11 protein-coding genes and 1 riboswitch are annotated in these 11,991 nt (G+C 73.6%); of the genes, 4 read left to right on the top strand and 7 right to left on the bottom strand.

The features are described from left to right. Window positions 1-15: 15 nt before the first annotated feature. On the bottom strand, window positions 16-1,470 hold the full coding sequence (locus ACZ404_RS22145) for a metallophosphoesterase (RefSeq protein ID WP_468442403.1): 1,455 nt from the start codon (window positions 1,468-1,470) through the stop codon (window positions 16-18). Between the two features lie 15 nt (window positions 1,471-1,485). Next, window positions 1,486-1,725, bottom strand: coding sequence for an SCO4848 family membrane protein (locus ACZ404_RS22140; protein WP_468442401.1), 240 nt, complete (start codon window positions 1,723-1,725; stop codon window positions 1,486-1,488). Window positions 1,726-1,813: 88 nt separating this feature from the next. Here ACZ404_RS22140 and ACZ404_RS22135 point away from each other — a divergent pair, with 88 nt between their 5' ends. Further along, window positions 1,814-3,070 carry a D-alanyl-D-alanine carboxypeptidase family protein gene (locus ACZ404_RS22135; protein ID WP_468442399.1) on the top strand — a complete coding sequence of 419 codons (1,257 nt, stop codon included), beginning with the start codon at window positions 1,814-1,816 and terminating at the stop codon, window positions 3,068-3,070. Here ACZ404_RS22135 and ACZ404_RS22130 read toward each other — a convergent pair. Then, complete coding sequence (locus ACZ404_RS22130) at window positions 3,018-3,941, bottom strand: YihY/virulence factor BrkB family protein (protein WP_468442397.1); 924 nt, start codon at window positions 3,939-3,941, stop codon at window positions 3,018-3,020. The two genes, ACZ404_RS22135 and ACZ404_RS22130, sit on opposite strands and share 53 nt — an antisense overlap. Window positions 3,942-4,026: 85 nt before the next feature. Between ACZ404_RS22130 and ACZ404_RS22125 the strand changes: the two genes are divergently transcribed. Continuing rightward, on the top strand, window positions 4,027-4,782 hold the full coding sequence (locus ACZ404_RS22125) for a decaprenylphospho-beta-D-erythro-pentofuranosid-2-ulose 2-reductase (RefSeq protein WP_468442395.1): 756 nt from the start codon (window positions 4,027-4,029) through the stop codon (window positions 4,780-4,782). A 4-nt stretch (window positions 4,783-4,786) separates the two neighbouring features. Here ACZ404_RS22125 and ACZ404_RS22120 read toward each other — a convergent pair whose 3' ends face one another. The 3 genes from ACZ404_RS22120 to ACZ404_RS22110 all read right to left on the bottom strand — a co-directional run bounded on the left by ACZ404_RS22120 (window position 4,787) and on the right by ACZ404_RS22110 (window position 8,667). Further along, window positions 4,787-5,365, bottom strand: a complete 579-nt coding sequence (locus ACZ404_RS22120; RefSeq protein WP_468442393.1) for a 2'-5' RNA ligase family protein — start codon at window positions 5,363-5,365, stop codon at window positions 4,787-4,789. A 150-nt stretch (window positions 5,366-5,515) separates the two neighbouring features. Then, entirely contained in the window at window positions 5,516-6,529 is a 1,014-nt protein-coding gene (trpS, locus tag ACZ404_RS22115) for a tryptophan--tRNA ligase (protein ID WP_468442391.1), read from the bottom strand. Window positions 6,530-7,218: 689 nt separating this feature from the next. Next, entirely contained in the window at window positions 7,219-8,667 is a 1,449-nt protein-coding gene (locus ACZ404_RS22110) for a glycine hydroxymethyltransferase (RefSeq protein ID WP_468442389.1), read from the bottom strand. Window positions 8,668-8,700: 33 nt separating this feature from the next. Beyond that, window positions 8,701-8,790, bottom strand: a riboswitch (ZMP/ZTP riboswitch). Window positions 8,791-9,013: 223 nt separating this feature from the next. Here ACZ404_RS22110 and ACZ404_RS22105 point away from each other — a divergent pair. Continuing rightward, window positions 9,014-9,838 carry a DMT family transporter gene (locus ACZ404_RS22105; protein WP_468442645.1) on the top strand — a complete coding sequence of 275 codons (825 nt, stop codon included), beginning with the start codon at window positions 9,014-9,016 and terminating at the stop codon, window positions 9,836-9,838. Between the two features lie 33 nt (window positions 9,839-9,871). Here the strand turns inward: ACZ404_RS22105 and pdxR are convergent, their stop codons facing one another. After that, on the bottom strand, window positions 9,872-11,437 hold the full coding sequence (gene pdxR / locus ACZ404_RS22100; protein ID WP_468442387.1) for a MocR-like pyridoxine biosynthesis transcription factor PdxR: 1,566 nt from the start codon (window positions 11,435-11,437) through the stop codon (window positions 9,872-9,874). Window positions 11,438-11,484: 47 nt separating this feature from the next. On the opposite strand from pdxR, the gene ACZ404_RS22095 reads away from it, so the two are divergent. Beyond that, window positions 11,485-11,985, top strand: a complete 501-nt coding sequence (locus tag ACZ404_RS22095) for a carboxymuconolactone decarboxylase family protein (RefSeq protein ID WP_468442385.1) — start codon at window positions 11,485-11,487, stop codon at window positions 11,983-11,985. Window positions 11,986-11,991: the final 6 nt, after the last annotated feature.

The raw sequence follows: 11,991 nt of genomic DNA, 5'->3' as shown, positions 1-11,991 counted from the left end.
AAGAGCGGGGCCGCCTCAGGCGCGCGTGGCGGCCAACTGGATCACCGTCACGTCCGACGGCGCGCCTACGCGCGTGGGCGGGCCCCAGGCGCCGGCGCCCCGGGTGACGTAGAGCTGGGTGTCGCCGTAGCGGTCGAGACCGGCCACGGTGGGGTTGGCGGCGGCCGCGACGAGGTTCCCGGGCCAGAGCTGGCCGCCGTGGGTGTGGCCGGAGAGCTGCAGGTCGACTCCGTGGCGCACCGCCTCGTGGATCTGCACGGGCTGGTGGGCGAGGAGCACACAGGCGCGCCTCGGATCCCGGTCGCCGAGCGCCCGCCCGAAGTCCGGTCCCTGGCCCTCGCTCTCGCCCTGCAGGTCGTTGACCCCGGCGAGGTCGAAGTACGGCAGTTCGGTGCGGGCGTTCTCCAGCGGGTGCAGGCCGAGGGTGCGGACCTCCTCGACCCACTGCTCGGCGCCGGAGAAGTACTCGTGGTTGCCGGTGACGAAGTACGCCCCGTGCCGCGCCCTGAGCTGTGCGAGCGGCTCCGCGGCCGGCCCGAGGTCCTTGACGCTTCCGTCCACCAGATCGCCCACGACCGCGATCAGGTCCGGCTGCGTGGCATTGACGGTGTCGACGACCCGCTGCGCGAAGCCCCTTCCGAGGACCGGCCCCAGGTGGATGTCGCTGACGACGGCGATCCGAAATCCGTGCGCGGCGCGCGGCAGCTTCGACAGCGCCACGGTGACCCGCTTCACTTCGGGGCCGCGCAGCACCCCGTAGGTCCCCTGCCCGACGGTGGCCACAGCGGCGGCGGCAGCAGCACCCCCGACGACCCGGGAGACGAAGAGACGGCGGGTGGGGGCCGGGCGTGGGGCGGGCGGGTTCCCGGTCGGGGACGCCTGGCCGGCGGCCGGTGCCGCGGCGGAGCCGGTGCCGTGGGCGGGGATTCCGGCCGGAGGCGTGGGGGCGGCCGGGACCGGTGCGGCGGACCCGGGCCGGCCCTGCGGTGCCGCTGCCGCGGGAGCGGCGGGCGCCGGCCCGGCGGGCTCACCGGTGGCGGCGGAGTCCGCGGCGGTGGCCGGCCCGGCGGCTTCGGCGGGTTCGCTCGTCGGGGCGGTCCGGCCGGCCGGGGGCGGTCCGGCGGGCGCGTCGGCCGGCCGTGACCTGGCGCGGCGCTCGAGGGCGCGGTGCAGCAGGGGGCGTACGACTTCGCCGGCCGCCACTGCCAGGAAGAGGTACAGGACCAGGGCCATCCAGAGGTAGCCCGGCCAGGCCAGGGTGCGCTGCAGCCAGAAGGGGGCGCCCGCGCGTTCGGCCGCCAGGGCCGCGATCATCAGGACGGGGGCGGCGACGAAGAGGGCGGTGCCGGCGCGGCGGGCCGGGCCGGGGTTCCGGGTGGTGTCACGGACCAGGCGGCGCCACAGGTACCAGTGCCCGAGCGCGAGCACGGCGAGTACGGCCAGTGCGACGAGAAGGAGGACGACGCCCACGCGCCCGGGCCCCCGCTATGACGTCCGGCGCAGTGCGCGCAGTCCGCGCAACCCGATGACCCCGATGACCGTCCCCAATACGAAGGAAACGACCGCCAGCGCCAGGTGCACCCAGAAGTACGCGGTCGGGTGGCCGTTGTCGAAGGCCAGTCCGCTGCCGTCCTTGATCAGGTTCTTGACGAAAGTGACCCAGATGAACCAGCTCCACACCCCGAAGGCGAGCAGGAACCAGGAGACCGGGCGGCTGAGCTTCATACGGTCAGTATCGCCCGTCGGTACCGGCTTCCGCGTCCGGGGTGGGGGTCGCGGGACTTCGCGCCGCGTGGCAGGTACGTTTCCGACCGTGCCCGCGCCCCAGAAGACCGTCCGGCGATCCCTGCTGGTCACCTCCGCCACCCTGCTGACCCTGTCCGCCCTCGCCCCCGCGGCCCTCGCCGCCCCCACCGCGTCGACGAGCCCGAGCCCGACTCCGACCGCCACGCCCCCGGTGCGGATGTCGCAGATCGGCGGTGCCCGGCTCGGGCAGCCCGGGACGCAGGTGAACCTGGCGGCCGGTGTCCCCGTGCTGCCCGAGGGCCTGACCGCCCGCTCCTGGATCGTCTCGGACGCCGAGAGCGGCGACATCCTCGCCGCGCACAACGCCCACTGGCCGCTGCCCCCGGCGAGCACCCTGAAGATGCTGTTCGCGGACACCCTGCTGCCGAGGTTCCCGAAGGCGACCGAGCACAAGGTGGTGCCGACCGACCTCGCGGGCATGGGCGCCGGCTCCAGCGTGGTCGGGGTCAAGGCGGGCCACACCTACTCCGTCCACGACCTGTGGCTCGGCGTCTTCCTGCGCTCCGGCAACGACGCCGTGCACGTGCTGTCCTCGATGAACGGCGGTGTCGACCAGACCGTCAAGGACATGCAGGCCCACGCCGAGGAGCTGCAGGCCCTGGACACGCAGGTGGTCAGCCCCGACGGCTACGACGCGCCGAAACAGGTGTCGTCGGCGTACGACCTGACGCTGTTCGCCCGCTCGGGGCTGCAGAAGAAGGACTTCCGCGACTACTGCTCGACGGTGACCGCCACGTTCGGCTCCCGCGAGATCCGCAACACCAACCGGCTGCTCAGTGGCGACACCGACGTGCCCGTCTACCAGGGCATCGCCGGGGTGAAGAACGGCAACACCACGAACGCGGGCGCCACCTTCACCGGGGTCGCCGAACGGGGTGGCAAGGTGCTGCTGGTCACGGTGATGAACCCGGAGAACCACGCGCACAACGAGGTCTACAAGGAGACCGCGAAGCTGTTCGACTGGGGGTTCCAGGCGGCCGGCAAGGTCACGCCGGTCGGTGAGCTGGTCCCGCCGAAGAACGCGGCGGCCCCCAGTGCGCAGCCCAGCCCCACGCCCTCGTCGTCCCAGGTCCAGGCGGCGCAGGGGACCGGCGGGTCGGGGTCGAAGCCGGTGGCGAGCGCGACCGCCGGACGCGGGTCCGGCGGCATGGGGACCGCGCTGGCCGTCTCCGGGGGGCTGCTGGTGCTGCTCGCGGGCGCGGCCTTCCTGGTCAACCGCCGTTGGCCGCTGCCGGATCTGATGCGCCGTCGGACGCGTCCCTGACACCGGCCTCGCCCAGCTCCGTCAGCTTGCTTCCCGTCGCCGTCCAGGAGGCGCAGAACAGCACGAGTTTCGTGGTGAAGTTGATCCACAGCAGCAGCGCCACGGGGACGCCGAACGCGCCGTACATGCTTTTCGCGGCGACTCCCTGGATGTAGCCGCTGAGCAGCAGCTTCAGCAGTTCGAAGCCGACCGCGCCGGTCAGCGCGGCCACCAGCAGGCGGTGGCGCGGCGGTTCGACGCCGGGCAGCAGCGTGAGCACGTAGAGCAGGACCAGGAAGTCGGCGAGCACGGCGACGGCGAACGCGGCGACCTGCAGCAGCGCGCTGCCCCAGCCGTGCTCGGCCAGACCCAGCAGCCGGGACAGCCGGCCCACGGCGGCCGAGGCGAGGGTGGAGGCGGCGAGCGTCACCAGCAGGGCGCCGCCGAGGCCGAGCAGGATGCCGGCGTCCTTGGCCTTGGTGAGGAGCGGGTTCTCCTCCCGGTCGGGCAGCTCCCAGACCGCGCGCAGACAGTCCCGCACCTGGCCGACCCAGCCGATGCCGGTGAACAGCAGCACGGCGCCGGCGATGACCCCGACGGTGCCGGCGTTCTGCACCAGGGAGCTGATGTCCAACTGGTCGGACAGGCCCGGGAACTGCGCGGCGATCTTCTGCTCGACGGTCTTCTGCCGGGCGGGGCTGAGGGTGGCGGCGGCGGTGGCGGCGCCGACGGTCAGCAGCGGGAAGAGCGCCACGAAGCTGACGAAGGTCATCGCGGCGGCCAGCCTGGTCCACTTCACCCGGTCCAGCCGCTCGTACGACCGCCACGCGTGCGTCAGCATCAGCCGGGTGACGATCGGTCCGATCCCGGGCAGTCTCTTCAGCCAGTCCATGATCGGTCTCTGCCCGCTCCCGGAGAGCGTCAACACCGCGTTTCTCCGCCAAGACGGACATATTAGGGCGATACGGTCGGCTGTCATGAAGGATGCCACCGCACTCCCCCGGTCCCTGCTCGTCCTCGGCGGCACGTCCGAGATCGCGCTGGCCACCGCCCGCCGGCTGATCGCCCGCCGCGCCCGCACCGTCTGGCTGGCCGGCCGCCCCTCCCCCGCCCTGGAACGGGCCGCCGGGCAACTGCGCGCCCTCGGCGCGGAGGTGCGCACCGTCGCCTTCGACGCACTGGACGTGGACTCCCACGAGACGGTGCTGGAGAAGGTGTTCGCCGAGGGCGCCGTCGACATGGTGCTGCTCGCCTTCGGCATCCTCGGTGACCAGGCCCACGACGAGCGCGACCCGGCGCGCGCGGTCCGGGTCGCCCAGACCAACTACACGGGAGCGGTGTCGGCGGGGCTGGTGGCCGCGCGCTGTCTGCAGTCCCAGGGGCACGGCTCGCTGGTGGTGCTCTCCTCCGTCGCGGGGGAACGGGCCCGCCGCGCCGACTTCATCTACGGCTCCAGCAAGGCGGGGCTCGACGCCTTCGCCCAGGGCCTCGGCGACGCGCTGTACGGCACCGGCGTGCACGTGATGGTCGTACGCCCCGGATTCGTGCGGACGCGCCGGACGGCCGGCCTGCCGCCCGGCCCGCTCGCCACCACGCCCGAGGCGGTCGCCACGGCCGTCGAACTCGGCCTGCGCCGGGGCTCGGAGACGGTGTGGGTGCCGGGCGCCCTGCGTCTGGTGATGGCGGCCCTGCGGCACACCCCGCGCGCCCTGTTCCGCCGGCTGCCGCTGTGAGCGCCTACCGGCTGGCGATGGTGCCGCGCTCCACGTGGGTACCCTGCGGCGGCACCACGGATCCGCCGAAGGGGTACTCGCGCAGCTTGCGCCACACCCCGTCGGCGCCCTGCTCGTAGAGCGCGAAGCCGGTGCACGGCCACTGGGCTTCGAAGCCGGCCAGCTCCTCGAACGCGCGGTCCATCGCCGCCTCGTCGATGCCGTGCGCGACCGTGACATGCGGGTGGTACGGGAACTGCAGCTCGCGCGCCAGCGGCCCGGAGGCGTCGCGGACCCGCTGCTGCAGCCACGTGCACGCGTCGGCACCCTGCACGACACGGACGTAGACGACCGGCGACAGCGGGCGGAAGGTGCCGGTCCCGCACAGCCGCATCGGGAACGGCCGGCCGGCCGCGGCGACCTCGGTGAGGTGCGCCTCCACGGCCGGCAGGTCGCCCTGCTCCACCTCGGTCGGCGGCAGCAGCGTGACGTGCGTGGGGATGCCGTGAGCCGCGGCGTCGCCGAAGCCCGCGCGCCGCTCCTGGAGCAGGCTGCCGTGGGGCTCCGGGACCGCGATCGACACGCCGATCGTTACGGTCCCCACGTCGTCTCCTGTCGTCGTGCCGGTGTTTCGTCTGTGGTGTTCTGGCGTCGACTGTCGACTTCGACTGTACGACCACGGGTGTCCTGTGGGCAGGCGCGCCGGAAGTGATGTGCAGCGCTCTGCCCGGCGGACGTGTGTGCGGTCGTACGCTCAGTGCTTGGCCGGCAGGAAACCCACGCGGTCGTACGCCTGCGCGAGCGTCTCCGCAGCGACCGCACGCGCCTTCTCCGCGCCCTTGGCCAGGACCGAGTCGAGCGTCTCCGGGTCGTCCAGGTACTGGTGGGTGCGCTCCTGGAACGGGGTCACGAACTCGACCATGACCTCGGCGAGATCCGTCTTGAGCGCGCCGTACATCTTGCCCTCGTACTCCTGCTCGAGCTCGGCGATCGGCTTGCCGGTGAGCGTGGAGTAGATGGTGAGCAGGTTGGACACGCCCGGCTTGTTCTCCGCGTCGTAGCGGATCACGGTGTCGGTGTCGGTGACGGCGCTCTTGACCTTCTTCGCGGTGGCCTTCGGCTCGTCGAGCAGATTGATCAGACCCTTCGGCGTGGACGCCGACTTGCTCATCTTGACCGACGGGTCCTGCAGGTCGTAGATCTTCGCCGTCTCCTTGAGGATGTACGGCTTCGGGATCGTGAAGGTCTGGCCGAAGCGGCCGTTGAACCGCTCGGCGAGGTCGCGGGTCAGCTCGATGTGCTGGCGCTGGTCCTCACCCACCGGCACCTCGTGGGCCTGGTAGAGCAGGATGTCGGCGACCTGGAGGATCGGGTACGTGAACAGGCCGACGGAGGCCCGGTCGGCGCCCTGCTTGGCGGACTTGTCCTTGAACTGGGTCATGCGGCCGGCCTCGCCGAAGCCGGTGAGGCAGTTCATGATCCAGGCGAGCTGGGCGTGCTCGGGGACGTGGCTCTGCACGAAGAGGGTGCAGCGGTCCGGGTCCAGTCCGGCCGCGAGGAGCTGGGCGGCGGCCAGCCGGGTGTTGGCGCGCAGTTCCTTCGGGTCCTGCGGGATCGTGATCGCGTGCAGGTCGACGACCATGTAGAACGCGTCGTGGGACTCCTGCAGGGCCACCCACTGGCGGACGGCGCCGAGGTAGTTGCCGAGGTGGAACGAGCCTGCCGTGGGCTGGATTCCGGAGAGCACGCGAGGTCGGTCGTTGGCCATGTTCACCATTCTCTCAGGTGTCGGGGGCCGATCCGGAACTGGTGGGAAACAGGTGGGACGCGGTCTCTTCCGTGCCGTGTCACAGTGCGGGGGCGGGCACGGCTCGCGTGGCCGGTGGGTGTGGCGGGGGCCGCGGTGCTCGCCGGGGGCGGGGCGCCCGGGGCGTGGGCGGCGGGCCGGTCCCCCTCCGACGTGGCGATGGTCGTTCCGGGGGGCGGCGGTGCCCCGCGGGGCGGGGCGCTCCGGCGACCCCGCCTTCGACCGGCTCCGGGATCTGCTGGGGACCGTCTTCGACGGGACCGAGCCGGTGCCCGGGGTCGGCGGCCGGCCGCAGACCAGCAGGGCGCCGGGCGGCGACGTGGCCGTCGAGCGACAGGACCAGCTCTTCCTGGCCGAGGACGGCACGCCCTGGGTGCGCACGGACCCGGCGCCGGCCGTGGAGGACGACGACGTCCGCCGGCACCGGGCGTCGCGGGAGCTCTACGACCGCGCCGACCGGGGGGCTGCTGGGGGCCGCGCCGCCCGGATCCGATCGGTCCGGCGGGTGGTGGGCGGCCGGCGGGCTCGCCGCGGGGGTCGGCGGGACCCTGCGGGTGCGGGGCGCGGCGGACCGGCGTCGTACCGGGCCGCCGCGCGAGGAGCCGCGTCAGGAACTGATCGAGCTGTGAGGCGTGTCCGCCGGGGCGGGGTCAGCCCAGGTCGACCTGCGGGTAGAGCGGGAAGCCGGCCACCAGGTCGGTCGCCCGGTGGGAGATCTCGTCGGCGATCTTCGCGTCGAGCACATGCTGGGCCTTGGAGGGCGCGCCCTTGCTCGTGGTGCCGGGCTCGGTGGCCGTCAGGACGCGGTGGATGAGGCCGGCGACCTCGTCCATCTCGGCGGTGCCGAGGCCCCGGGTGGTCAGGGCGGGGGTGCCGACGCGGATGCCGGAGGTGTACCAGGCGCCGTTCGGGTCGGCCGGGATGGCATTGCGGTTGGTGACGATGCCCGACTCCAGCAGGGCCGCCTCGGCCTGGCGGCCGGTGAGGCCGTAGGAGGACGCCACGTCGATCAGGTTGAGGTGGTTGTCGGTGCCGCCGGTGACCAGGGTGGCGCCGCGCCGCATCAGGCCCTCGGCGAGGGCGCGCGAGTTGTCGACGATGCGCCGGGCGTAGTCCTGGAAGGCGGGCTGCCGGGCCTCGGCGAGGGCGACGGCCTTGGCCGCCATGACGTGCGGGAGGGGCCCGCCGAGCACCATCGGGCAGCCGCGGTCGACCTGGTCCTTGAGGGAGTCGTCGCACAGCACCATGCCGCCGCGCGGGCCGCGCAGGGACTTGTGGGTGGTGGTCGTGACGATCTGTGCGTGCGGCACCGGGTCGAAGTCGCCGGTCAGCACCTTGCCGGCGACCAGGCCCGCGAAGTGCGCCATGTCGACCATGAGGGTGGCGCCGACCTCGTCGGCGATCTCGCGCATGATCCGGAAGTTCACCAGGCGGGGGTAGGCGGAGTAGCCGGCGACGATGATCAGGGGCTTGAACTCGCGGGCCTGGGCGCGCAGCGCCTCGTAGTCGATCAGGCCGGTCGCCGGGTCGGTGCCGTAGGAGCGCTGGTCGAACATCTTGCCGGAGATGTTCGGGCGGAAGCCGTGGGTGAGGTGGCCGCCCGCGTCCAGGGACATGCCGAGCATGCGCTGGTTGCCGAAGGCCTGGCGCAGCTCGGCCCAGTCCCCGTCGGAGAGGTCGTTGATCTGCCGGACGCCGGTCTTCTCCAGGAAGGGCGCCTCGACGCGGTCGGCGAGGACGGCCCAGAAGGCGACGAGGTTCGCGTCGATGCCGGAGTGCGGCTGGACATAGGCGTGCCGGGCGCCGAAGAGCTCCTTGGCGTGCTCGGCCGCGAGCGACTCGACGGTGTCGACGTTGCGGCAGCCGGCGTAGAAGCGGCGGCCGACGGTGCCCTCGGCGTACTTGTCGCTGAACCAGTTGCCCATCGCCAGCAGGGTGGCCGGGGAGGCGTAGTTCTCGGAGGCGATCAGCTTGAGCATCGCGCGCTGGTCGGTCACCTCCTGTCCGATGGCGTCGGCGACCCGGGGCTCGACCGCGCGGATGACGTCGAGGGCGGCGCGGAAGGCGGTGGACTCGGTGGAAAGGGACTTCTCGTGCATGGGGACCTCCGGACGACAGGCGTTCAGCGTTCACGGTTCGGCCCAGGCGCACGGCACACGGTCTCGCCAGGACCGCTCCCCGATGGTCCATCCCATCCCAGCGCGCCAGTCACGGCCCGTCGGCCAGCCTACCGGGGACGCGGGAGCGGGGTGATCTCGCGTCCACCATGCGAGCGAGCCGGCACGGGCCCACCGGAACGCGTGGGGCACGAAGCGGGCGTACTCCTCGGGGATCGGGCTGTGCGCGTGCCCGCCCTGTGGTGACCGGCCCGGAGATCGGTGTGAGGGCAGACGCGCCGGTCCCGCGGAACCGGCGTTCGCCTACAGTCGCCCCGTGTTGTTCGGAATGGTGTGCGCCCTCGGCGCGGCGGTCTGCTTCGGTACGGCGACGGTGTTGCAGGCGATGGCCGCGCGGGAGGCGGGCACGGACGGGGGTGGCGGCGATGCCGCGCTGCTGCTGCGGGCGCTGCGGCAGTGGCGGTACCTCGCCGGGCTCGCACTGGACGGGCTCGGCTTCCTGCTGCAGATCGCCGCGCTGCGCTCGGTGCCGATCTACGCGGTCGGCGCGGCGCTGGCGGCGAGCCTGGCGGTGACGGCGGTGGTGGCGGCGCGGCTGCTGCGGGTACGGCTGAGCGGGCCGGAGTGGGGCGCGGTGGGCGTGGTCTGCGCCGGGCTGGCGATGCTGGGGCTGGCCTCGGGCACCGAGGGGGAGGCGAGCGGGCCGCCCTGGCTGAAGTACGCCATGGTCGCGGCGGCCGTGGGCGTGCTGCTGCTCGGCGGGTTCGGCGGTCGCCTGTCGGGGCGGGCACGGGCCCTGGTGCTGGGGCTGGGCGCCCCGTTCGGCTTCGGCGTGGTGGAGGTGACGGTCCGGCTCATCGACTCCCTGCGCCCGGGCGCCCTGCTGACCAACCCGGCGAGCTACGCCCTGCTCATCGGCGGCGGCGCGGCGTTCCTGCTCCTGACCTCGGCGCTGCAGCGCGGCTCGGTGACCACGGCCACGGCCGGCATGGTGATCGGCGAGACGATCGGCCCGGCGGCCGTCGGCGTGGTGTGGCTGGGCGACCGCACACGGGAGGGGATGACCTGGCCGGCGGTGCTGGGGTTCGCGGTGGCGGTGGCGGGGGCCCTGGCGCTGGCGCGGTTCGGGGAGGCACCGGTGGAGGAGGGCTGACGGCCCGCCCGCCTCGGCCTCGGCCTCTCCTTGTCAGAAGGTCCGGCTGTCCGGTTCACGCGGTCCGGCTGTCCGGTTCACGCGGTCCGGTCGTCCGGACAGCGCGGCGCACAACGCGTCCAGGGCCCCGGACCACGCGTGGTCCGGCGGTGTGCCGTACCCCACGACCAGCGCGTCCCGCTGCTCGGCGGCCGACTCCGGATGCCGGTAGGCGCGCAGACCGTGCACCGCGACACCGTGCCAGGCCGCCGCCCGCAGCGCCTCGTCCTCGGTGCCCGGCGGGAGGCGCAGCACCACGTGCAGGCCCGCCGCGATCCCGGTGGCGCTGACGGCCGGTGCCCTCCGGGCCAGTTCGGCCACCAGGGCGTCCCGGCGGCGCCGGTAGCGCAGGCGCGAGGAGCGCACGTGCCGGTCGTAGGCGCCCGAGGTGAGGAACTCGGCGAGGGTCAGCTGCTCCAGCACCCCGCAGGTGTCGTGGCGTCCCTTGGCCGCGGTGACCTCGGCGGCCAGCGCCGGCGGCACCACCATCCAGGCCAGCCGGAGTCCGGGGGCGAGGGACTTGCTGGCGGTGCCGAGGTGGACGACGCGGTCGGGGTCGAGTCCCTGGAGGGCGCCGACCGGCTGGCGGTCGTAGCGGAACTCCCCGTCGTAGTCGTCCTCCAGGATCAGCCCGCCGGTGCGCCGGGCCCAGTCCACGACGGCCGCCCGCCGGTCGGGGTGCAGCGCGACGCCGGTCGGGAACTGGTGGGCGGGGGTGAGCAGGACGGCCTCGGCGGGCCCCGGCGCGCGGGTGTCCGTGCCGAGTTCGTCGGCCGGCAGGGGGTGCGTGGTCAGGCCGGCGTCGGTCAGCAGCTTCCAGTGGCTGTCGAGGCCGTACGACTCCACCGCCACCGTCCGTGCGCCGCGTGCCCGCAGCACCGCGGCGAGGATCCGCAGACCGTGCGAGAAGCCGGAGCAGACGACGACGGCCTCCGGGTCGGCGCGTACGCCCCGGGAGCGGGAGAGGTAGGCGGCGAGGGCCGCGCGCAGCTCGGGGCGGCCCCGTGGATCGCCGTAGTCGAGGGCGTGGCTGGGTGCGGCCGACAGAGCCCGGCGGGCGGCCTTGAGCCACTCGGCGCGGGGGAAGGCGGCGAGGTCGGGGGTGCCGGGGACGAGGCTGTAGGCCGGCCGGGGTGCCCGGCGAGGGGACGCCTGTGCCGACTGGCCGGGGGCGGGGTGGCCGGGTGCGGGGTGGCGGGACGCCGGGGCCGGGGTGGGCGGTTCGGGACGGCGGGACGCCGGGCCTGCCGGCCGGGTCATGGCCCTGCCCGGCTGTCCGAGCGGCGGGGCCGGCAGCCCCCTCGCGACGCGCGTGCCCGAGCCCTGGCGGGCGGTGAGCCAACCCTCGGCGACCAGGTCGCCGTACGCCTCGGCCACGGTGTTGCGGGCGATGCCCAGGTCGGCGGCCAAGGAGCGCGAGGAGGGCAGGCGGGTGCCGGGAGCGAGCCGGCCGGTGCGCACGGCGTCCCGCAGCGCGTCGGTCAGCCCCCGGCGCAGACCGCCCGAGCGGACGGGTTCCAGATGCAGGTCGATGCCCGAAGTGGCCCACTGTTTCACCATGGAAATGGACCATACTCCTGGGCTGCCCTGCTCCTAGGGTCGTAGTCATGACCACCGCAGAGGACACCGTCGAGTACGCCACCGAACACGCCCCGCGCCTGCAGTGGGCGAAGCACGCCCCCGAGGTCTACAAGGCGATGATCCAGCTGGACGCCGCGGCCCGGCAGGGCCTGGACGCCAAGCTGTACGAGCTGGTGAAGATCCGCGCCTCGCAGATCAACCACTGCGCGTTCTGCCTGGACATGCACACCAAGGACGCCCTCGCGGCCGGCGAGAGCGTGGAGCGGATCGTGCAGCTCAGCGCCTGGGAGGAGTCCCGGCACTTCTACACGGAGAAGGAGCTGGCGGCGATCGAGCTGACCGAGGCGATCACCGTGCTGACCGACGGCTTCGTACCCGACGAGGTGTACGAGAGGGCCGCCGCCCACTTCGAGGAACCCGAGCTGGCCGGGCTGATCGCCGCGATCACGGTGATCAACGCCTGGAACCGGTTCGGCGTGACCGCCCGGATGACTCCGGGCCACTACCGGCCGGGGCAGCACAAGTGAGCCGTA

The sequence above is a fragment of the Streptomyces sp. NPDC030798 genome, from assembly GCF_055572275.1.
The sequence above is the reverse complement of the archived record's forward strand: the minus strand, read 5'-3'. Positions and strand labels throughout refer to the sequence as shown.